Source organism: Bradyrhizobium sp. MI1.3 (assembly GCF_055811695.1).
In genome coordinates, this window is record NZ_JBVVPQ010000019.1 from 44,004 (window position 1) to 64,917 (window position 20,914).

The following is a 20,914-nucleotide window of genomic DNA, read 5'->3' on the forward strand; positions in this document are numbered from 1 at the left end:
AGCTACCGCCTGCCCGACAGCCGCAGCACGAACACCAGTACTTCGGCGACGGCCTTGTAGAGGTCGGGCGGGATCTCCTCGCCGAGTTCGACCTTGGAGAGCGCGCCGGCCAGGATCTCGTTCTCCTCGATCGGGATGTCGTTGGCCTTGGCGATCTCGACGATTTTTTCGCCGATCGTGCCCTTGCCCTTGGCGACGACGACAGGCGCGTTGCTGCCCTTCTCGTAATGGAGCGCAATCGCAAGCTTCGACGGGTCGCTCATGTGGCGCGATCCAGGAAGTGGCCGGCACGGGCCGGTGTGGGCTGCGGCGGGGTGCCATCGCGGACCAGGATGTCGCCGGGCTTGAGCTCGGCCCTGGTCAGGGCCTGGTTGAGCTCGCCGATTCCGGCGCGGAGCTGCTGTGCGGTCGCCGGCCGCTCCGCCCACATCCGCACGAAGGTCTTGTCACCGTTCAGAGTAATCAAAGCGTGCACGGGGCCGGCCGGCTCGACATTGAGCGTGAAGCGCGCGCGCCAGGCGCGCTTGGCGGGATCGGCGGATTCATTGCCGCCGTCGCGCGAGATCTCGAACTGCGCCATTGCCGTGCCCTGCGGCGTTGCGAATGGAATCTCGAAATTCCACTGCGGCACGGTCGGATCGATCCTGTGACCGCCGGCGTCGGTGCGATCGGGGAGCGAAGCAACCTGCAGCAAGGTCTGGCGCGCGATCGCTGCATCGGTGTCGTCGAGCAGGCGATGCACGGTGGCAGCGAGCGGCGTATCCGGTACGAGTGACGGCGAGGCGATGGATTGCGGCGACGGCAGCGCGCCGCGAACCGGTGGTGGCGTCGCGCGCGCGGCGGCCTCGAAAATATGTCCGTCGGGCACGGCCTTGTTCGAGCCCGGCACGTTCCCCATCATGCGCGGCAGGTTTTGCGTGATCTCTTGCAGGAGACTGGCGGCAAGGCCTGCGGTCATGGTCCGCGGCATCGAGGCCTGCGGCGCACCGCCAGCGATGTCCGCCAAAACAGAGGCTACGAGATTGGCGCTGCGCGGCATTTGCGGTGATTGGGCGATCTCAGGTTCGGTTGCGGTCAATGCGGCCTGTGCAGCCTGCGTCTGCGCGACAGCGACCTGCGGTGCCGCCACGGTATCAGCTGGAAGGGCGGCACCTTGCGCCTGTGGCGCCGTCTCGAGCGTTGTCAGAGTCTGCCGCAGCACCAGCAGCGCGGCTTTCAAATCCGGCATCGTTCCGGAGGACGGCGTCACGCCTGCGGCGAGCGAGGCCTCGAGGAGCAGCCCGGACTTCTGGAAGGCGGATTCGATATCGCCGCCATCGAGCCCGGTGTTGAGCGGCGTCTGCTGCGCCAGCACGCCCAGCATCGCCTGCTTCAGCCCCGCCGGAAGATCGCTGCCGGTGACGACCGCGGCCAGATTGGCGAACAGCGGCGCCTGGCTGCCCTGCTTTGTGACCGCCTCGGCCGAAGCTGCGGTAACGGCGACCTGCTCCGATGGCGTCAGCACGTTGCGTCCCGCGCTCGCCGACGGAGCAAGCGAGGGGCTGTCAACCAGCGAGGCCGCAGCCGGCGTCAGCGTGACCTGATCGGCGGTCGCCTCGCCGGCGCCGCCCATGACGGCGAGCCGGATGGTGCCGCCGTTCTGCGACACCGCAAGCTGGAGATTTTGTCCCGGTGTCAGCGACACCTCGGACATCACATCCATCGAGAGGTTGGCGATCGCGATCCGCACCAGATTATCGGCGAGCACGCTGACCACTCTGGCGTCGACCACGCTGCCGGCCTGCAGCACAAGATCGGGCGTCGCCGCGTCAGCAACAGGGCTGGCGGCACTGACGGGAAGAATCGAGCTTATCGGCGTCGGCATCGCGAGGGGCCCTGGAGCACGGGCCACCCTAACGCCTGCGTCGTAAACCTCTCGTTAAGGACCTTTGGCCGAGGGCAGCTTCACCGCGGTCAAAACCGCCACGGCAGCCTCGAAATCCCGCAGGCGGGCTGCGCGGCGGCCCGCCGCCTCCTCGTCCACGCCCCATTTCTCGGCATTCCAGTCCTCGTCGACATAAGCCGCCGCCCAGACCTGATCGGCGTCGCGTACGCCATGGGCTAGTGCCAGCGCCAGCAGGGCCGAGCCGGTGAGCGTGGTGATCACGTGGAGCGCGGCGACCGACCAGGCATCCCCCGGCAGCGCCGCACGCGCGGCCTGGAGCGCCTCCTCCGGCTGCGTCACATGCATGACGCCTTCGGACAGGATGAAATGCGCGCCGAGCGTCTCCGCGGCCCAGAACAGCACGGGGTCCCAATGCGCGGCCTCCCGGGCGACAAGTCCCTCGGGATGGCCGGCGCGATAAAACAGCAGATCGGACTGGAGGTATTTTGCGAGGTCGTCCGTGACGAGATCGACGCGGTCGACGACGCCCTCGACCACGCTGTTGGCGATCCGCGTCAGCGGCATGGTCATGGGCTTGATCGTCTCGTTCTGATCCGCCCACTCGGCAGCCACTGCGTCGGCCAGCGCGCGCGAGGGGATCACCACCTGGCGCCCGGAGGGCGTTCGGATCGCCTTGCCATCGAGGGTGATGGCGAAGCCGTCCTCGGCCTCGGTTACCCCAGCCTCCTTGTAGAAACGCTTGCGCAACGGCACGCGCGTGGCCTGGCGGACCAACTCCTGCGGATCGAGCGGGGATCGCCCCGCAGCTTCATCGAACAATTCGCGCATCTTGTTTCGGTCCCTGCCCAGTCACCAACCCTTCAACCGCCCCCGTTCAACTACTCTTCAGGCGCGTTCTCGATCGGATCAAACCGGCTTGCGTCGAGTCCGAGCAGGTTCCACGACTGCTGCATGTGCTGCGGCAGCGGCGCGGTGGCATCGATGAAGCCGCCGCGCGGATGCGGGATGACGATGCGGCGTGCCAGCAGGTGCAGCCGGTTTTGCAGGCCGCCCGGCAGCTGCCAGTTCTCGATGTTGAAATATTTGGGATCGCCGACGATGGGGTGGCCGATATGTTCCATGTGGGCGCGCAGCTGGTGGGTGCGCCCCGTCACCGGCTTCAGCGACACCCAGGTCAGCTTGTTGCCGGCGGTCTCGACCACCGCATAGTATGTCACAGCGTGGCTTGCGCCCTCGTCGCCATGCTGGGCGATGCGCATGATGGTGTCGTCCTCGCTCTCTTCCTTGGCAAGGAATGTCGAGATGCGGCCCTGCTTCGGCTTCGGTAGCCCCGGCACCAGCGCCCAATAGGTTTTTCGCGCCGACCGCGAACGGAACGCGCCGGTCAGATGCGAGGCGGCAAAGCGCGTCTTGGCGACCAGGAGACAGCCCGACGTCTCCCTGTCGATGCGATGCACGAGGCGCGGCTTCTGGCCCTTGGAATCGCGCATCACCTCCAGCATCTGGTCGATGTGTCGCGTCATGCCCGAGCCGCCCTGCACGGCGAGACCGGCCGGTTTGTTCAGGACGAGAACGTCGTCGTCCTCATAGATCGTCATCTCCTTCAGCGCGGCAAGCGTCTTTTGCGCCGCCTCCGACTGCGGGTTGGGTGCCTTCGGCGTGTCGAGCTTCAGCGGCGGAATGCGGACGCTCTGACCCTCCTCCAGGCGGTCCTTGCTGTCGACGCGCTTGCCGTCGACGCGCAGCTCGCCTTTGCGAACGACGCGCTGGATGTGGGAGAATGAGAGGCCGGGAAAGTGCGCTTCAAGGAAGCGATCGACGCGCATGTTGTTCTCGTCGGCTGTCACCTTGACGGTCTGCACCTTGGTCGGCAGCAATGCCTCGACGGGCTTTGCAGCAACCGGCGTTTCCTGCACAACAGCTTTGGGCGCGCGCCGTTCGTTGCGCTCGGCCGCAAATCGCGGCGGCTTCCCGCCTGGCTTCGCCCCAGGCCGCGGCCCCGCCGCCTTGGCGCTGCGCGCCTTGAACGGACGCGCCTCCTTGCGCTCGTCGCGCTCGCGAGGTTTCGGGTTCATTCTCTTGATGCGGCGGCTCATGCGGTTTTTCCAAGCTTTCGTGTCGACTGCACCGTCGCGCGGCGCGGCAGCGACGCAACCTGCGCCCCCACCTCTTCTTCCGCGAGGCGCAGCTCATATTGCTGCTGCAGGTCCATCCAGAACTGCGGGCTGGTGTCGAACCAGTGACCAAGACGCAACGCCGTATCGGCCGTGATTCCGCGCTGTCCATTGATGATGCCGGTGATCCGGTTCACGGGTACATCGACCTGACGCGCGAGTTCTGCGGCGGAGATGCCGAGTTGTCGCAGTTCTTCGGCAAGGTGTTCACCGGGATGTATGGGCGTGCGGGGCATGGCGATTTCTTGGCCGGACTAGCGTGAATTACGCGTTACGTAAACCGTAAATCGAACCCTGCGGCAAGCCCGAAAGGGTTAGGCCCCACCCCGCTCCTTCCGCAACTTCGCCCAATAATCCAGCCGCTTCCTGATCTCCCGCTCGAACCCGCGGTCGGGCGGGTCGTAGAAGGTCTGGCGGCCCAGGGCTTCCGGGAAGTAATCCTGGCCGGAGAAGGCGTCGGGGGCGTCGTGGTCGTATTCGTAAGATGCGCCGTAGCCTTCCAACTTCATCAGCTTGGTCGGCGAGTTCAGAATGTGTTTCGGCGGCAGCAGCGAGCCGGCCTGCTTTGCGACCTGCATCGCTGTGCCGAAGGCGGTGTAGACGGCATTCGATTTCGGCGCGGTGGCGAGATAGACCACCGCCTGCGCGATCGCGAGCTCGCCCTCGGGATGGCCGAGGAAGTCGAAAGCGTCCTTGGCGGCGTTGGCGATGACCAGCGCCTGCGGATCGGCAAGCCCGATATCCTCGACAGCCATGCGCACGACGCGGCGGGCCAGAAACAGCGGATCCTCGCCGGCATCGAGCATGCGCGCGAGATAATACAGCGCGGCATCGGGATCGGAGCCCCGCACCGACTTATGCAGCGCCGAGATCAAATTGTAGTGGCCGTCGGCCGACTTGTCGTAGATCGGCGCGCGGCGCTGCAAAATCTCCTGCAACTGCGCGGCGTCGAAAATCTCGTCCTTGCGCGCGGCGCGCCAGACTTCCTCGACGAGCGTCAGCGACGCGCGGCCGTCGCCATCGGCCATGCGCACCAGCACGGCGCGCGCTTCCTCGTCGAGGGGCAGCTTGCGGCCCTCGACCTCCTCGGCATGCGCAAACAGCTTTTCGATCGCGGCCGCGTCGAGCGAGCGAAACACCAGCACGCGCGCCCGGGACAGAAGCGCCGCGTTGAGCTCGAAGGACGGATTTTCGGTGGTAGCGCCGACCATCACCACTGTGCCATCTTCCATGACGGGCAGAAACGAATCCTGCTGGGCGCGGTTGAAGCGATGCACCTCATCGACGAACAGCAGCGTGCCCTTGCCCATCTCGCGGCGTGCACGCGCCGCCTCAAAGGCCTTCTTCAAATCGGCGACGCCGGAGAACACCGCGGAGATCTGCTCGAAATGCAGATCGGTGGCGTCCGCGAGAAGCCGCGCCACCGTGGTCTTGCCGGTGCCGGGCGGGCCCCAGAACACCAGCGAGCCCAGCGTGCGCGTCTCCAGCATGCGCGTCAGCGCGCCGTCGGGACCCAGGATGTGATCCTGGCCGACGACCTCCGAGAGCGCGCGCGGCCGCAGCCGATCCGGCAGCGGATGCGGAGCCTCGTGATCGAGCCCCGCCGCGGCGAAGAGAGTTGGCGTCTCCTGTGGTCGTTTCGGACTCATCCGCCCAGCGTGACGTTGATCTGCTGGCCGCCGCGCACCAGCGTGATGCGCCAGATGCGCTGGCGCTCGGCCGCCGCCTTTTCTAGATCGCTGGTCTTGCTGATCTTTTGGTTGTTGACCGCCAGGATGACGTCGCCCTTCTGGAAGCCGACATTTGCGGCCGCGCTGTCGCCGCCGAGATCGGTGACCACGACGCCTTCGGTGTCGGCGTCCAGATGCAGCTCGTCGGCGAGCGCCGGGGTGATGGTCGAGACCTTCGCACCTTGGAGAGGCGAGCGCGCGGTGATGACGAGCTCATTGCGGCCGGTATCAGGCGCGGCGTCCAGCGCCACTGTCAGCTTGACCGGCTTGCCACCGCGCTGCACGTCGATCTGCGCCGTGCCGCCGAGCGGCCGTGTGGCGAAACGATAGTCGAAGGCGTTGGGATCATCCACAGTCTGGCCGTCGATCGAGACGATCAGGTCGGACGATTTCAGCCCGGCCTTGGCCGCCGGGCCGTTCGGAACGACGCTTGCGACCAGCGCACCGGTCGGCGAACGCAGGCCGAGACTCTCGGCGATCTCCGGCGTCACCGCCTGCAACTTCGCGCCGAGCCATGGCCGTTTTACCGCCTTGCCACCGCCCTTGGCGGAGGCGACGACGACGCGCACCATGTTGGCGGGGATCGCGAAGCCGATGCCCTGCGAGCCGCCGGAGCGCGAATAGATCGCGGTGTTGATGCCCGCGAGCCTGCCGCTCATGTCGACCAACGCGCCGCCGGAATTGCCGGGATTGATCGCCGCGTCGGTCTGGATGAAGAACTGGTAGTCGGTGATGCCGACCTGCGTGCGCGCCAAGGCCGAGATGATGCCGTGAGTCACGGTCTGGCCGACGCCGAAGGGATTGCCGATCGCCATCACGACGTCGCCTACCATCAGCTCGTCCGAATTGGTGAATTCGAGAGCCGGAAACTTCTCCTTGGTGTCCTTCAAACGCAGCACGGCCAGATCGCTGCGAGAGTCCTTCAGCACGATCTCGGCCTCGAACTCACGCTTGTCCGACAGCGACACCTTGACCTGGTCGGCGCCTTCGATGACGTGGACGTTGGTGACAACGAGCCCCGACGCATCGACGATCACGCCCGAACCGAGCGAGCGCTGCACCTGCTCCTGCTGCTGGCCGGGCACGCCGAAGAAGCGGCGGAAGATTGGGTCATCGAGCAACGGGTTGCGGTTCTGCACCACCTTGGCGGCATAGACGTTGACAACCGCCGGCTGCACCCGCTGCACGATCGGCGCATAAGACAGCCGCAGTTCGGCGGGCGAGGACGGCACACGGCGGTCCTGCGCGGCGGCCGGATTGAAGCTGGCCGAAAAGGCTATGCACAGTGCCGTGACGACGGCGGTCCAGGTCGATCGAAACATTCCTACCTCTTGGAAAAGACGCCGGAATATAGGCGCGTTCGCCCCCCAATAGAAGGGCGCCCGGCGCCATATTCGCCCCCCTTTTTGGTGTGTCCGGCCTGCAAGCTGTGCGTGCGAAATGGCAATTTGCCGGGGCTGTGGATTGGCATGATGTGCGTCATCTTGCATGGTGGTGCAAGGCGGATTCGGTTGCGGCGAATTTACACCAGTGGGAACCGCGCAACCGGGCGCAGCGTCGCGGGGCAGTCATCGATCACACCTAGGCTCTCCGCCAGCGACTTGGGGAAGTTCATCAAACGATGGAGTCATGACGTGAGCAGGACAAGAATTGCAGCCACGGCGATTGGTCTCGCCGCCGCACTGGCAGCTTCGCAGGCCCAGGCCCAATCGGCGAGCAGCAGCGACCAGGAGATCGCGCTCCTGAAGCAGCAGTTGAAGATGCTGGAGCAGAAGCTCGACAAGCTCCAGAGCCAGACCGCCGCGAATACCGCGGCGACGGCGAAGGCCAGGCTTGAGGCGAAGGCGGAGGCGAAAGCCGAAGCGCGGTCCGAAGCGAAGGCCGTCGTCGCCAACGCCAACGCGGCGATCCCGCTCAAGGGACCGGCGCCCGCATCCGGCGTCGTCGTGACGATGCCGAACAACCGGCCCACCATCTGCACTGCCGATGGAGCAAACTGCGTCGGAATCACAGGCCGCGTGCACTACGATGTCGGCGGCTATGACTATCGGCCCAACACAGCGGCTACCGTGCCACAAAAGCTCGACAGCGGCGAGAACGTCCGCCGCGCGCGCATCGGTCTCGCCGGCAAGTTCTTCAATGACTGGAATTTCGCGCTGATCTACGACTTCGGCGGCTCCTCCGACGGATTTGGCGGCGCAGCTCCGGGTTCGCTGCCCGGCGGCGGCGTCTCCGGCGTCGAGAACGCCTATCTCAGCTACACCGGCTTGAAGCCATTCGGCGGCAAGATGGCCATCGAAGGCGGCATCATGGACCTGCCCTACACGCTCGATGAGGCCACGAGCTCCAACGACATCATGTTCATGGAGCGCGCCTCGGCGGGCATCGTTGCCACCAGCATCGCCGCAGGCGACTTCCGCTCGGCTGTCGGCACGCGCTGGTACAACGACATGTTCTGGGCGGGCGGCTATGTTACCGGTCCCGCTACCGGTGCGATCCACTCAGCCTCGAGCGTTGCGCCGAACGGCACCACGGAACAATACGGCGCGGTCGCCCGTGTCGCCGGCCAGGTCGTCAGTGGCAAAGACTACTCAGTCCATCTCGGCGGCAATGCCGAATGGCTGATCCAGCCGACGCGCAATCTGGTGACGGGTGCACAGACGGTGACGCTGAGCGATCGTCCGGAACTGCGCATCGATCCCACGGCACTGGCTACGACCGGCGCAATCGCCAATGCCTCCGGCGCGCAGGTCTACAGCGTCGAAGCGGCCGCCACCTATGGACCGCTGATCCTGCAAGGCGAGTATTTCTGGTACAACATCGATCGCAGCGCCAATACCGGCCTGCCGCCGCTGGGTGCGCCGAGCCTCAAATTCCAGGGCGGCTACGCGCAGGCCGGCTACGTGCTGACGGGCGAGAGCCGCAGTTACAATGCGGCGAATGCGGCCTATGGCGGCGTTAAGCCGGCGCACCCGTTCTCGCTCGAGGGCGGTGGCTGGGGCGCGTGGGAAATCGCGGGACGGTTCTCCACGGTCGACCTCAACGATCAGCTCGGAACCGCCACCGGCGTCGCAGGCGGCCGGCAGACCCTCTACACGGCGGCGCTGAACTGGTACGTCAACGGCAACGTCCGTTTCATGCTGGACTATCTGCATGGCACGGTGTCGAGGCAGGCCTCGCCGGTCTCGACCGCCGATGTCGGCTCGAAATTCGATGCGGTCGCGATGCGGACGCAGTTCGCGTTCTAGGTCTCGCCTGTCGTCCCGGGGCGCCAAAATGCGAACCCGGGACCCAGCATCTGCAACGCTGTCTGAAGGAGACACGCCATGAAGGCCGTCGGCTACAGGAAGTCGCTTCCGATCGAGGATCAGGACGCGCTGATCAATTTCGAGACCGCAAAGCCCGAACCGAAGGGCCGTGATATCCGCGTGGCCGTGAAGGCGATCTCGGCCAATCCGGTCGATTACAAGGTGCGCAAGCGCGCAGCCCCGCCCGAGGGCGAGACGAAGATTCTGGGCTATGACGCGGCCGGCGTGGTCGACGCCGTCGGTCCGGACGTCACGCTGTTCAAGCCGGCCGATGAGGTGTTTTACGCCGGCTCGATCCTGCGCCAGGGTACCAATTCCGAATTCCATCTCGTCGACGAGCGCATCGTCGGCAACAAGCCGAAGAGCCTGTCGTTTGCGCAGGCCGCCGCCCTACCCCTCACCTCCATCACCGCGTGGGAGCTGTTATTCGATCGGCTCGGTGCGGTGCCCGGCAAGAGTGTTGATCCGCGCACGCTCTTGATCACGGGCGGCGCCGGCGGTGTCGGCTCCATCCTGATCCAGCTTGCACGCCGCCTCACCGGCCTTACGGTTGTCGCGACCGCGACGCGACCGGAGTCGCAAAAATGGTGCCTCGATCTCGGCGCGCATGCGGTGATCGACCACGGCAAGCCGATGAAGGAGCAGATCGAGAAGCTCAAGCTGCCGCCGGTCGCGCTGGTGGCGAGCCTCACCTTCACCGACCAGCACTACAAGAACATCGCCGAATTCATGGCACCGCAAGGCAAGTTCGGCCTGATCGACGATCCCCCGGAATTCACCGTGAGCGCGTTCAAGGGCAAGGCGATCTCGGTGCACTGGGAATCGATGTTCACGCGCTCCTCGTTCCAGACCGCCGACATGATCGCGCAGCATCATCTGCTCAATGATGTCGCCGACCTCATCGACAAGGGCGTGCTGCGCACGACGCTCGACCAGACCTTTGGCACGATCAACGCGATCAATCTCAAGCGCGCGCATGCACTGCTCGAGAGTGGCAAGTCGCGCGGCAAGATCGTGCTGGAGGGGTGGTAGGTCCTAGCTCGAACCGGGCGCCGCATTCGTCTCCGGCGGACGCGTCGCCCGCTCGATAAAGCCCTTGGCGAGCGCGTGGTAGATCCCTTCCTCGCAGATCATCCGCGATGTGGCATGTGCAATCAGGGCGGCGGCCATCAACGGCACCACCATGGCGTGGTTGTCGGTCATCTCGGTCACGATGACGAAAGCGGTGATCGGCGCCTGCACCACACCGGCAAAATACGACACCATGCCAAGCAGCATGATCGCGCCGACCGGAGCGTCGTGGAAGAAGGACGCGATATTGCTGCCGAGGCCGGCTCCAACGGCGAGTGACGGCGAAAAAATTCCGCCGGGTATGCCACTGATTGCCGCGAAGGTGGTGGCGAGAAGCTTGAGGATGCCGAAGTCCTGCGGCAGCGGTCCGCCCTGCTCCAGGGCCGTCTTTACCTGCTGGTAGCCTGTGCCATAGATCGTATCGCCGGAGACAAGGCCGCAGATCGCGACCGCCAATCCGCACGCAAGCGCGAACCACAGAGGGTGGCCCTTCACCGCGCGTCCGAACGGATGGGCCAAGCCGCGCGCCATAATGATGACGATACGGCTGAAGATGCCGCCAGCCAAACCGCCGACCACGCCGCACACCGGAACCGCCAGCCAGTCGACGCCGGGGGCCAGCGACATCGCACTGCTGCCGAAATAGGCGTAGTTGCCCATCAGAGCGAGCGAGGTCAGGCCGGCCGCGATCACCGCCGCAATGATGAGGCTGCTGGTACGTGTCTCGAAAGCACGGCTCATCTCCTCGATGCCGAAGACGATTCCCGCCAGCGGTGTGTTGAAGGCGGCCGCGACGCCGGCGGCCGCGCCGGCCAGGATCAATCCGGGCTGGCGGCGTGGCGAGACGCGGCCGAGGGCGAACATGATGGAAGCGCCGACTTGAACGCTCGGTCCTTCCCGGCCGACGGAGCCGCCGCATAGCAGGCCGAACAAGGTGAGGATCACTTTTCCGATCGCGATTCGGATCGAGACCAGGCTCTCGCGCGCCGCCTGGTCGGTCAGATGCCGCGCGGCGATCGCCTGGGGAATGCCGCTGCCCTGTGCGTTCGGGAACAGCCGGGTGGTCAGATAGGCCGAGAGCATGAAGCCGAGAGGTGTCACCGCGAGTACGACGTAGCGCGACTGAGCCAACAGCAGCGCAAAGGCGTGCTGGGCGAGATCGGCGAGCTGGGCCAGCACCACCGCCGCGGCGCCAACCCCGATCCCACCGAGCACGAAGATCGCCCGCCGCTGCCATCGCGCGGATGTCAGCCTGAACAGGCGTTTATGGCGGGTCGACAGGGGCCAGAGCATGAGCCGTTTTAGCCGGTCACGTCGCGAATTGAAGGGGCAAGCGAGCAGACCAGCTAGACTGGAACCACGCCTTCGACGAACATCAACCGTCGCTCCAGCGCCGTTTGCCGCAGCTTTAGCGCTTCGGCATATTCCACTGACGCGTACCATTCCTGCGCCCGCGCCATCGATGGGAACTCCACGATGATGATGGTCTTGGGCGGCGGGCCGCCCTCCACCACCTCAGTGGCGCCGCCACGCACGAGATAGCGGCCGCCATATTGCGCGATGGTTGCCGCGGCCAACGTGCGATAGGCCTCCATCGCGGTTCTGTCGCGCACCTCGACCTCGGAGATCACGTAGGCCGGCATGCGCAGGCCTCAGGCAATCGTGTTGACGATGCCGCCTTCCGCGCGCAGCGCCGCACCGTTGGTCGCGGACGCTTCTTTCGAGGCGACATAAACCACCATGTTGGCGATCTCGTCGACACTGGCGAAGCGCTGGATCAGCGAGCTCGGGCGATGCTGCTTGACGAAATTGGCCGCGGCCTCATCGACCGACTGGCCGTTCTGCTTGGCAAGATCCTTCACGAACGTCTCGACGCCCTCCGACATTGTCGGGCCCGGCAGCACGGAATTGACGGTGACGCCGGTGCCGCGGGTGAGCTGCGCCAGGCCCCGCGCGACCGAGAGCTGCGCCGTCTTGCTCATTCCATAGTGGATCATCTCGACGGGAATGTTGAGCCCGGACTCCGAGGAGATGAAGACGATGCGGCCCCAGTTGCGCTTGAGCATGCCCTTCATATACGCGCGTGACAGACGCACGCCGCTCATCACGTTGACCTCGAAGAAGCGGCTCCAGTCCTCGTCCGGAATGTCGAAAAAGTCCTTCGGCTCGAAGATGCCGGCATTGTTGACGAGGATGTCGACCTCCGGCAGCGCCGCGGCCAGCGCCTTGCAGCCCGCAGCGGTCGAGACATCGGCAGCGATGCCGCGGACCTTCCCGCCCACGCCTTCCAGCTTGCGCACGGCGGCATCGACCTTGTCCTGGCCGCGTCCGTTGATCACGACGCTCGCACCCGAGCCGGCAAGGCCCTTGGCGATGGCGTGGCCGATGCCGGCGGTCGAGCCGGTGACGAGGGCGGTCTTTCCGGAAAGGTCGATGTTCATGCGTGATCTCCGTTGATGCTGGCGGAGATATTGGGCGCTGCCGGCACGATAGCAATCGGCACTCACCGACGCGTGAGGAGCAGGACGCAACCAACGAGGACGGCCAATAAAAAAGCGGCGCCCGAAGGCGCCGCTTTCTGAAAACTCTCTGCCGGTCGGCTTACGCCGCCTCGGCTTCCTTCTCCTGCACCGGACCGGAGTCCTGGCCCTTGGCATCGACGTCGCGGTCGACGAACTCGATCACGGCCATCGGGGCGTTGTCGCCGTAGCGGAAGCCGGCCTTGATGATGCGGGTGTAGCCACCCTGGCGATCCTTGTAGCGGGGCGCGAGCGTGTCAAACAGCTTCCTGACCTGATCCTTGTCGCGCATTTCGGAGATGGCCTGGCGGCGCATGGCCAGCCCGCCCTTCTTGCCGAGGGTAATCAGCTTCTCGACGATCGGACGCAATTCCTTCGCCTTCGGCAGCGTGGTGACGATCTGCTCGTGCTTGATCAGCGCGGCGCACATGTTGGCGAACATCGCGCGGCGATGCTCGGCGGTGCGGTTGAGCTTACGATGAACCTTGCCGTGACGCATTTATCTATTCCTTGAATTTCATTCGTCGCGACGGTTCGTCGGACCAGTTGCTCAGGTGGGCTGCCTGCGTTCGCCCGCTAAGGCGCGATGAATTCGCGCCTCAGCCTGTCGTCGTTCGGATCAGTAGTGATCCTCGAAGCGCTTGGCGAGCTCGTCGATGTTCTCCGGCGGCCAGCCCGGCACTTCCATGCCGAGGTGCAGACCCATCTGGGCCAACACTTCCTTGATCTCGTTCAGCGACTTGCGGCCGAAGTTCGGAGTGCGGAGCATTTCGGCTTCGGACTTCTGCACGAGGTCGCCGATGTAGACGATGTTGTCGTTCTTCAAGCAGTTGGCCGAACGCACCGACAGCTCGAGCTCGTCCACCTTCTTGAGGAAGGCCGGGTTGAAGGCGAGGTCCGGGATGATCTCTTGGGCGACTTCCTTGCGCGGCTCTTCGAAGTTGACGAACACGTTGAGCTGATCTTGCAGGATGCGCGCAGCGTAGGCGACGGAATCATCAGGCGTCAGCGCGCCGTTGGTCTCGATCGTCATGGTCAGCTTGTCGTAGTCGAGGATCTGGCCCTCGCGGGTGTTCTCGACCTTGTAGGAGACCTTGCGGACCGGCGAGTACAGGCTATCGACCGGGATCAGGCCGATCGGTGCGTCCTCGGGGCGGTTGCGCTCGGCGGGAACGTAGCCCTTGCCGGTTGCGACCGTGAACTCCATGCGGATCTCGGCGCCCTCGTCGAGCGTGCAGATCTGCAGGTCGGGATTGAGCACGACGACGTCGCCCACGGTCTGGATGTCGCCGGCGGTGACGACGCCCGGGCCGGACTTCTTGACGACCATGCGCTTGGGGCCTTCGCCCTGCATCTTGATCGAGATGTCCTTGATGTTGAGCACGATGTCGGTGACGTCCTCACGGACGCCCGCGATCGAGGAGAACTCGTGCAGCACGCCGTCGATGTGCACCGACTGCACTGCCGCGCCCTGGAGCGAGGACAGCAGGATGCGGCGCAGCGCGTTGCCGAGCGTCTGGCCGAAGCCGCGCTCGAGCGGTTCGGCGACGATGGTCGCGAAACGGGTCGGATCGCTGCCGGGCTGTACCTGCAGCTTGTTCGGCCGAATCAGTTCTTGCCAATTTTTCTGGATCGTCACTGTTTCACCCATACAGGCCAGTCAGACTGCTGTTGCAGGCACTGGCGTTGGAGAAAGGCCGCAGATCATTTCCACGGCTTTGCAAAAAGTCATCGCGGGCGCCGATGCGCCCGCAATCTGGTATCAAACGCGCCGACGCTTACGGGGACGGCAACCGTTGTGCGGGATCGTGGTCACGTCGCGGATCGAGGTGACGGTGAAGCCCGCGGCCTGCAGCGCCCGGAGCGCCGATTCGCGGCCCGAACCGGGACCGGCGACTTCGACTTCCAGCGTGCGCATGCCGTGCTCTTGCGCCTTCTTCGACACGTCCTCGGCGGCAACCTGTGCGGCATACGGGGTCGACTTGCGCGAGCCCTTGAAGCCCATCGTGCCGGCGGAGGACCAGGCAATCGTGTTGCCCTGCGCGTCGGTGATGGTGATGGTCGTGTTGTTGAACGACGAGTTCACGTGCGCGACGCCGGAGGCGATGTTCTTGCGCTCACGACGACGAACGCGGGTGGCTTCCTTGCCCATAGACTACCTTTCCTGAAGATCTCAAACGCCGCCGTAATGCCAGCGGCTACACCTGTGGAACGAAAGGCGCGTGGCGAACGGGTCATCCCCGGGTCGCCACACGCCGTGATTGGATGCGAAAACTTACTTCTTCTTGCCGGCGATGGCCTTGGCCGGACCCTTGCGCGTACGCGCATTGGTGTGGGTACGCTGGCCACGCACCGGCAGACCGCGACGATGGCGCAGGCCGCGGTAGCAGCCGAGATCCATCAGACGCTTGATGTTGATGCCGACCTCACGACGCAAATCGCCCTCGACGAGATAGTCGCGGTCGATCACTTCGCGGATCTGAAGCACTTCGGCGTCGCTGAGCTGATTGACCCGACGATCGTCTGGGATCTTCACCTTCTCCATGATCTCACCGGCGATCTTCTGACCGATGCCATGGATGTACTGGAGCGCGATCAGCACGCGCTTGTTGGTCGGGATGTTCACGCCGGCAATACGGGCCACGGCCTTCTCTCCTGTCGCCAATCCCTCGTCAGGAATCGGGCTTTAAGTGCTTGGTTTCTCGGGCAGGTGTTCACAAACGCGAACACGACGCCCACCCCTGGTCTTCCTGGGGCCCGGCATCGTTTGAAACTATCCGACTTGGATGCGGGGCTTATTAGGGGATTCAGGGGGCTTTCGTCAACCGCTGCTAGCGCTTAGCTCGCCTTTTCGTGACCTTTTTTGCGGCCTTTTTGGCACCTTTCTTGACAGCCTTCCTGGCGGTCTTTTTGGCTGCCTTCTTCTTTCCTACCTTCTTGGCGGCTTTCTTGACGATTCTCTTGCCTGCCTTCGTCGCCTTCTTGGCCGCCTTCTTGGATTTCGCAGCCTTTTTGGCCGCTTTCACGGGCTTTTTGGCCGATTTCTTAGCAGTCTTGGCCTTTCTGGCCGGGGCCGCCTTGGCCGCGCTCCGGGCGCGGGTCTTGCCATGTGTCTTGGGCTCGACCGCCCCGAGCGCCAGGAGCTGGCGATGGATGGCGCGGGTGACCTCGTCGATGGCCATCATGCCGTCGATGGTCGAGAGCTTCCGCCGCTCGGAATAGTAGTGAATCAGCGGCTCCGTCTGGTTGCGGTAGCTGGCGAGTCGCTTGGTGAGGACTTCCGGAGTGTCGTCGAGCCGGACCTCCTCCCCGCGCTCGCGCATCTGGGCGACGCGAGTCTCGACACGGTTCAGGAGCGCGCTCTCGTTGACGCGGAGCTCGATCACGGCATCGAGCTTGAGGTGCTTGTGCTTGAGCAGCTCATCCAGCGCCTCGGCCTGCGGCACGGTCCGCGGGAAACCGTCGAGGATAAAACCGTTCTTGGCATCCGGCTGATCGATCCGATCGGAGATGATTCCGACCACGACATCGTCTGGCACGAGGCCGCCGCTGGCCATGATCTCCTTGGCCTTGAGACCGACCGGCGTTCCGGCCGCCACCGCTGCACGCAACATCTCGCCGGTCGAGAGCTGGACGATGCCATAGCGCTGCACCAGCAGCTGCGCCTGGGTGCCCTTGCCCGATCCCGGCGGCCCCAGAAGTATAATTCTCATCGGCGTACGCCCCCCGATTGGTGCGCGATACGTCGTGCACCTGTGTTTTGAAGTCCAGTTACAGTGCAAATCATAATCAGCGCCGCACCGCTACCCATATCATAGGGGAGCAAATGGCCGGACGCCAAGAAGCCTTTGAGACCAGTGCTTGGAGATAAGTGCTTGCACGACAGTAAGAGCGGCTTTGCCGAGGCGACCGAATGGCCGGCTCGCCGTCCGCGCGCGTTGCACGCGCGGCGAATCGGCGGCGGCAATTGCGCCGCCCAAGAGGACGCCGCGCTTAACGGCGGCGGCCGCGCAGCTTCGACTTCCGGATCAGGCCTTCGTACTGATGCGCCAGGAGATAGCCCTGCACCTGTGCCACCGTGTCCATGGTGACGCTGACGACGATCAGCAGCGAAGTGCCGCCAAAGTAGAACGGCACCGACGCGTAGGAGATCAGGATTTCTGGAATCAAGCAGACGATCGCGAGATAGACCGCGCCGAGCACGGTGATGCGCGACAGCACGTAGTCGATATATTCCGCGGTACGCTCGCCCGGGCGGATACCCGGAATGAAGCCGCCGTGCTTCTTCAGATTGTCCGCAGTCTCGGTCGGATTGAACACGATCGCGGTGTAAAAGAAGGCGAAGAACACGATCAGCGCCAGATACATGATCAGGAACAGCGGACGGCCGTGGCCGAGCTGGGTGGTGATCCACTGGAACCATTCCGGCCCGCTGCCCGCATTGAAGTTCGCAACCGTGGTCGGCAGCAGCAGCAGTGAGGACGCGAAGATCGGCGGGATCACGCCCGAGGTGTTGAGCTTGAGCGGCAGATGCGAGGACTGCCCCTCGAACATCTTGTTGCCGACTTGGCGCTTTGGATACTGGATCAAGAGCCGGCGCTGGGCGCGCTCCACGAACACGATGAAGGCGATCACGGCCACCGCCATGACGATGACGACCAGAATCAGGCCGGTCGACATCGCACCCTGACGGCCGAGTTCGAGCATGTTGGCGAGCGCCGCGGGCAGCTCGGCGACGATGCCGGAGAGAATGATCAGGGAAATGCCGTTGCCGATGCCGCGCGAGGTGATCTGCTCGCCCAGCCACATCAGGAACATGGTGCCGCCGGTCAGCGTGATCGCCGTCGACAGGCGGAAGAACATGCCGGGGTCGCTGACGACGTTGCCGGCGCCTTCGAGGCCCACCGCAATGCCGTAGGACTGGAACGCGGCCAGGATCACCGTGAGATAGCGGGTGTACTGGTTCAGCAGCTTGCGGCCGGACTCGCCTTCCTTTTTCAGCGCCTCGAGCTGCGGCGAGACGGTGGTCAGGAGCTGGATGATGATGGAGGCCGAGATGTACGGCATGATGTTCAGCGCAAAGATCGCCATGCGGTGAATGCCGCCGCCGGCGAACATGTTGAACATGCCGAGGATGCCGCCCGCCTGGGAGCGGAACACCTGCTCCCAGATGTTGGGATCGATGCCGGGGAGCGGGATGTAGGTCCCGAGCCGATAAACGAGCAGCGCACCCAGGGTAAACCAGATGCGCTTCTTCAGTTCGTCGGCCTTGGCAAACGCACCGAAATTGAGATTGGCTGCCAGTTGTTCCGCTGCAGAGGCCATCTTGGACTTTCTCCCGCCGCTTATTGCGCCGTTATGCCCGCGGCCGGGCTACATTATACCGGACACCGGACATTATCTGGGGCTACGGCTTCGATAAGTCCATCGTCCCGCATGCGTAAAGGCCCGCGAGCCGCGGGCCGATGACGCAGTTGTTACGCCGCCTCGCCTTCTTCCTTGGCAGGCGCGAGGATCTTCACCGAGCCGCCGGCCTTCTCGACTGCCGCAATCGCGGTCTTCGAGGCGCCGTGCACTTCGATGTTGAGCTTGGCCTTGAACTCGCCACGGCCGAGCAGCCGCAGGCCACCCTTGGCGCGGCGCAGCACGCCGGCCTTGACCAGGGATTCGACGTTCACGACGCTGCCGGTGTCGATCTTCTTGGCATCGACCGCGTCCTGGAGCCGGTCGAGATTGATCTCGGCGAACTCGACGCGGAAGATGTTGTTGAAGCCGCGCTTGGGCAGACGACGATGCAAGGGCATCTGGCCGCCTTCGAAACCCTTGATGCGCACACCCGAACGCGCGGTCTGGCCCTTGCCCCCGCGGCCGGCCTGCTTGCCCTTGCCCGAACCAATGCCGCGGCCGACGCGCATACGCTTCTTGCGCGAGCCGGCATTGTCGGCGATATCGCTGAGCTTCATCGCCCTGCTCCTTGTTTCTTGCGCATGACCTTCACCGAAAACGGGTCCCCGCTCCGGGATCGTGCGCCTTTGCTTACTTCTCGTCGACGATGCGAACGAGATGGTGAACTTTCAAGATCATGCCACGGACCGCCGGGGTGTCCGGCAGTTCGCTGGTGCGGCCGATCTTGTTGAGCTTGAGCCCGATCAGCGTCGAGCGCTGCGAGTGATGGCGGCGGATCGCGCTGCCGGTCTGCTCGATCTTGATCGTCTTTGCGGTCGTAACGGCACTCTTGGCCATGGGCGTCTACTCCGAAAAGCTTGCGTTATTCGGCAACCGCCTCGGCGTCACCACCGATACGGCGGGACTGGAGGGTGGACACCTTGATATTGCGGCGGGCAGCGACCGAGCGCGGCGAATCCTGATGCTTCAGCGCATCGAAGGTCGCGCGAACCATGTTGTACGGGTTCGACGAGCCGATCGACTTCGCAACCACGTCCTGGACGCCGAGCGTCTCGAACACGGCGCGCATCGGGCCGCCGGCGATGATGCCGGTACCGGCCGGAGCTGCGCGCAGGTAAACACGGCCCGCGCCATGACGGCCGGCGATGTCGTGATGAAGCGTGCGGCCCTCGCGCAACGACACGCGGGTCAGGTTGCGCTTGGCGGATTCGGTTGCCTTGCGGATCGCCTCGGGCACTTCGCGCGCCTTGCCGTGACCGAAGCCGGCGCGGCCCTTCTGGTCGCCGATCACGACCAGCGCTGCGAAACCGAAGCGCTTGCCGCCCTTGACGACCTTGGCGACGCGATTGATGTGGACGAGCTTGTCGACGAACTCGCTGTCGCGCTCTTCCCTGCGTTCACGTCCGCCGCCGCGTTGATCGCGTCCACCACGTTGTTCGCGTTCTGCCATGGTTTTTCCAGTCCTTCAGAGGCTTACGCCTCAATCCTCAAATTCTGTTAGAAGCTCAGCCCGCTCTCACGCGCCGCGTCGGCAAGAGCCTTGACGCGCCCGTGATAGAGATAGCTGCCGCGATCGAACACGACTTCCTTGACACCCTTCTCTGCGGCGCGCTCGGCCAGCAGCTTGCCGACCGCCTTCGCCGCATCGATGTCGGCGCCGGTCTTGCCGCCATCGCGCATCGACTTCTCGAGCGACGAGGCAGAGGCCAGCGTCTCGCCCTTCAGGTCGTCGATGACCTGGGCGTAGATGTGCTTGGACGAGCGGAACACCGACAGGCGCGGACGGCCGCCACCCGAGCGGCGCAGCTTCAGACGTACACTGCGCTTGCGCCGGGCATTCGTAACCTTGGCTTTCGACATGACCGGCTCCGTTACTTCTTCTTGCCTTCCTTGCGGAAGATGAATTCGCCAACATACTTCACGCCCTTGCCCTTGTAGGGCTCCGGCGGACGATAGGAGCGAATCTCGGCGGCGACCTGGCCGACGCGCTGAATGTCGCTGCCGGTCACCGTGATCTCGGTCGGCTTCGGCACGGTGATCGTGATCCCTTCCGGGATCGCGTAGACCACATCGTGGCTGTAGCCGAGCGCGAGCTGCAGGTTCTTGCCCTGCAGCGCGGCGCGGTAACCGACGCCGGTGATTTCGAGCTTCTTCTCGAAACCCTTGGTGACGCCTTCGACCAGATTCGCGACCTGGGCGCGAGCGGTCCCGTACAGGGCCCGCGCGCGGTTGGTCTCGACCCGGGGGTTCACCTTGACCTGCCCGTTATCGAGCTTCACCTCGACGTCGTTATGGACGACGAACTGAAGCTGGCCCTTCGGCCCCTTCATCTTGACGGTCTGCCCGTCGACGGTCGCGGTCACACCCGACGGCACCGCTACCGGCCTTTTGCCAACACGTGACATGGATCAAAAATCCTTCTCAGAACACCGTGAAGAGAACTTCACCGCCCACGTTCGCTTCACGCGCACTGTGGTCAGCCATGATTCCCTTCGGCGTCGACAACACCGAAATGCCGAGTCCGTTATTGACCCGCGGCAGGTTCTTCACCGAGGCGTAAACGCGACGCCCGGGCTTGGAGACACGCTCGATCTCGCGGATAACGGGCTCGCCGTCGAAATACTTCAGCTCGATCTCGATCTCGCTGCGGCCCGAGGAGTGCTCGAGCGTGGCGTAACCGCGGATGTAGCCCTCGCTCTTCAGCACCTCGAGGACGTTCTCGCGCATCTTCGAGCCAGGCGTGGAGACCTTGTTCTTGGAACGCATCTGCGCGTTACGGATGCGGGTGATCAGATCGCTGATTGGATCGTGCGTAGACATC

The 20,914-nt window shown here is 64.5% G+C and carries 24 protein-coding genes; 2 read left to right on the forward strand and 22 right to left on the reverse strand.

Annotated features, from left to right (window positions below):
• Positions 1 to 2: 2 nt before the first annotated feature.
• The 7 genes from AC0L3A_RS16330 to AC0L3A_RS16360 form a co-directional block, all read right to left on the reverse strand.
• Entirely contained in the window at positions 3 to 263 is a 261-nt protein-coding gene (locus AC0L3A_RS16330) for an EscU/YscU/HrcU family type III secretion system export apparatus switch protein (protein WP_007603059.1), read from the reverse strand.
• The gene (fliK, locus tag AC0L3A_RS16335) at positions 260 to 1,864 is read right to left on the reverse strand and encodes a flagellar hook-length control protein FliK (RefSeq protein WP_007603058.1); all 1,605 of its coding nucleotides are present in this window, start codon (positions 1,862 to 1,864) and stop codon (positions 260 to 262) included. The genes AC0L3A_RS16330 and fliK overlap by 4 nt, the downstream gene beginning before the upstream one ends.
• Positions 1,865 to 1,918: 54 nt before the next feature.
• Complete coding sequence (locus AC0L3A_RS16340) at positions 1,919 to 2,713, reverse strand: ATP12 family chaperone protein (RefSeq protein ID WP_473254759.1); 795 nt, start codon at positions 2,711 to 2,713, stop codon at positions 1,919 to 1,921.
• 50 nt (positions 2,714 to 2,763) lie between these two features.
• The gene (locus tag AC0L3A_RS16345) at positions 2,764 to 3,981 is read right to left on the reverse strand and encodes an RluA family pseudouridine synthase (protein ID WP_007603056.1); all 1,218 of its coding nucleotides are present in this window, start codon (positions 3,979 to 3,981) and stop codon (positions 2,764 to 2,766) included.
• On the reverse strand, positions 3,978 to 4,295 hold the full coding sequence (locus AC0L3A_RS16350; protein WP_007603055.1) for a HigA family addiction module antitoxin: 318 nt from the start codon (positions 4,293 to 4,295) through the stop codon (positions 3,978 to 3,980). Before AC0L3A_RS16350 ends, AC0L3A_RS16345 begins: the two co-directional genes overlap by 4 nt.
• A gap of 78 nt (positions 4,296 to 4,373) precedes the next feature.
• Positions 4,374 to 5,708 (reverse strand): replication-associated recombination protein A, encoded by a 1,335-nt coding sequence (locus AC0L3A_RS16355; RefSeq protein WP_473254760.1) that lies wholly within the window; start codon positions 5,706 to 5,708, stop codon positions 4,374 to 4,376.
• On the reverse strand, positions 5,705 to 7,111 hold the full coding sequence (locus AC0L3A_RS16360; RefSeq protein ID WP_473254761.1) for a DegQ family serine endoprotease: 1,407 nt from the start codon (positions 7,109 to 7,111) through the stop codon (positions 5,705 to 5,707). The genes AC0L3A_RS16355 and AC0L3A_RS16360 overlap by 4 nt, the downstream gene beginning before the upstream one ends.
• A gap of 312 nt (positions 7,112 to 7,423) precedes the next feature.
• Between AC0L3A_RS16360 and AC0L3A_RS16365 the strand changes: the two genes are divergently transcribed.
• Positions 7,424 to 9,037 carry an OprO/OprP family phosphate-selective porin gene (locus AC0L3A_RS16365; RefSeq protein WP_473254762.1) on the forward strand — a complete coding sequence of 538 codons (1,614 nt, stop codon included), beginning with the start codon at positions 7,424 to 7,426 and terminating at the stop codon, positions 9,035 to 9,037.
• Positions 9,038 to 9,115: 78 nt separating this feature from the next.
• A complete protein-coding gene (locus tag AC0L3A_RS16370; RefSeq protein ID WP_473254763.1) occupies positions 9,116 to 10,129 on the forward strand; it encodes a zinc-binding alcohol dehydrogenase family protein in 1,014 nt (337 codons plus the stop codon).
• A gap of 3 nt (positions 10,130 to 10,132) precedes the next feature.
• Here AC0L3A_RS16370 and AC0L3A_RS16375 read toward each other — a convergent pair whose 3' ends face one another.
• The 15 genes from AC0L3A_RS16375 to rpsH all read right to left on the reverse strand — a co-directional run bounded on the left by AC0L3A_RS16375 (position 10,133) and on the right by rpsH (position 20,913).
• Entirely contained in the window at positions 10,133 to 11,461 is a 1,329-nt protein-coding gene (locus tag AC0L3A_RS16375; protein WP_007603050.1) for a chloride channel protein, read from the reverse strand.
• Between the two features lie 53 nt (positions 11,462 to 11,514).
• Positions 11,515 to 11,811: a DUF1330 domain-containing protein gene (locus tag AC0L3A_RS16380; RefSeq protein WP_473254764.1), complete on the reverse strand. Its 297-nt coding sequence runs from the start codon at positions 11,809 to 11,811 to the stop codon at positions 11,515 to 11,517.
• 9 nt (positions 11,812 to 11,820) lie between these two features.
• Positions 11,821 to 12,609: an SDR family NAD(P)-dependent oxidoreductase gene (locus AC0L3A_RS16385; RefSeq protein WP_473254765.1), complete on the reverse strand. Its 789-nt coding sequence runs from the start codon at positions 12,607 to 12,609 to the stop codon at positions 11,821 to 11,823.
• A 160-nt stretch (positions 12,610 to 12,769) separates the two neighbouring features.
• Positions 12,770 to 13,186 (reverse strand): 50S ribosomal protein L17, encoded by a 417-nt coding sequence (gene rplQ, locus AC0L3A_RS16390; protein WP_007603047.1) that lies wholly within the window; start codon positions 13,184 to 13,186, stop codon positions 12,770 to 12,772.
• A gap of 120 nt (positions 13,187 to 13,306) precedes the next feature.
• On the reverse strand, positions 13,307 to 14,338 hold the full coding sequence (locus AC0L3A_RS16395; RefSeq protein ID WP_007603046.1) for a DNA-directed RNA polymerase subunit alpha: 1,032 nt from the start codon (positions 14,336 to 14,338) through the stop codon (positions 13,307 to 13,309).
• Between the two features lie 111 nt (positions 14,339 to 14,449).
• Positions 14,450 to 14,839, reverse strand: a complete 390-nt coding sequence (gene rpsK / locus AC0L3A_RS16400; RefSeq protein WP_007603045.1) for a 30S ribosomal protein S11 — start codon at positions 14,837 to 14,839, stop codon at positions 14,450 to 14,452.
• Positions 14,840 to 14,962: 123 nt separating this feature from the next.
• Positions 14,963 to 15,331, reverse strand: a complete 369-nt coding sequence (gene rpsM / locus AC0L3A_RS16405) for a 30S ribosomal protein S13 (RefSeq protein WP_007611599.1) — start codon at positions 15,329 to 15,331, stop codon at positions 14,963 to 14,965.
• Positions 15,332 to 15,518: 187 nt separating this feature from the next.
• Positions 15,519 to 16,400, reverse strand: coding sequence for an adenylate kinase (locus AC0L3A_RS16410; RefSeq protein ID WP_354158579.1), 882 nt, complete (start codon positions 16,398 to 16,400; stop codon positions 15,519 to 15,521).
• 280 nt (positions 16,401 to 16,680) lie between these two features.
• The gene (gene secY, locus AC0L3A_RS16415; RefSeq protein WP_007603040.1) at positions 16,681 to 18,012 is read right to left on the reverse strand and encodes a preprotein translocase subunit SecY; all 1,332 of its coding nucleotides are present in this window, start codon (positions 18,010 to 18,012) and stop codon (positions 16,681 to 16,683) included.
• A 152-nt stretch (positions 18,013 to 18,164) separates the two neighbouring features.
• Entirely contained in the window at positions 18,165 to 18,650 is a 486-nt protein-coding gene (gene rplO, locus AC0L3A_RS16420) for a 50S ribosomal protein L15 (RefSeq protein ID WP_007603039.1), read from the reverse strand.
• A gap of 73 nt (positions 18,651 to 18,723) precedes the next feature.
• A complete protein-coding gene (gene rpmD / locus AC0L3A_RS16425) occupies positions 18,724 to 18,930 on the reverse strand; it encodes a 50S ribosomal protein L30 (RefSeq protein WP_007603038.1) in 207 nt (68 codons plus the stop codon).
• A gap of 25 nt (positions 18,931 to 18,955) precedes the next feature.
• Positions 18,956 to 19,543: a 30S ribosomal protein S5 gene (gene rpsE / locus AC0L3A_RS16430; protein WP_007603037.1), complete on the reverse strand. Its 588-nt coding sequence runs from the start codon at positions 19,541 to 19,543 to the stop codon at positions 18,956 to 18,958.
• Between the two features lie 47 nt (positions 19,544 to 19,590).
• Positions 19,591 to 19,953 (reverse strand): 50S ribosomal protein L18, encoded by a 363-nt coding sequence (rplR, locus tag AC0L3A_RS16435; protein ID WP_007603036.1) that lies wholly within the window; start codon positions 19,951 to 19,953, stop codon positions 19,591 to 19,593.
• Positions 19,954 to 19,964: 11 nt separating this feature from the next.
• Complete coding sequence (gene rplF / locus AC0L3A_RS16440) at positions 19,965 to 20,498, reverse strand: 50S ribosomal protein L6 (protein ID WP_007603035.1); 534 nt, start codon at positions 20,496 to 20,498, stop codon at positions 19,965 to 19,967.
• Positions 20,499 to 20,514: 16 nt separating this feature from the next.
• Positions 20,515 to 20,913, reverse strand: coding sequence for a 30S ribosomal protein S8 (rpsH, locus tag AC0L3A_RS16445; RefSeq protein ID WP_007603034.1), 399 nt, complete (start codon positions 20,911 to 20,913; stop codon positions 20,515 to 20,517).
• Position 20,914 lies beyond the last annotated feature (1 nt).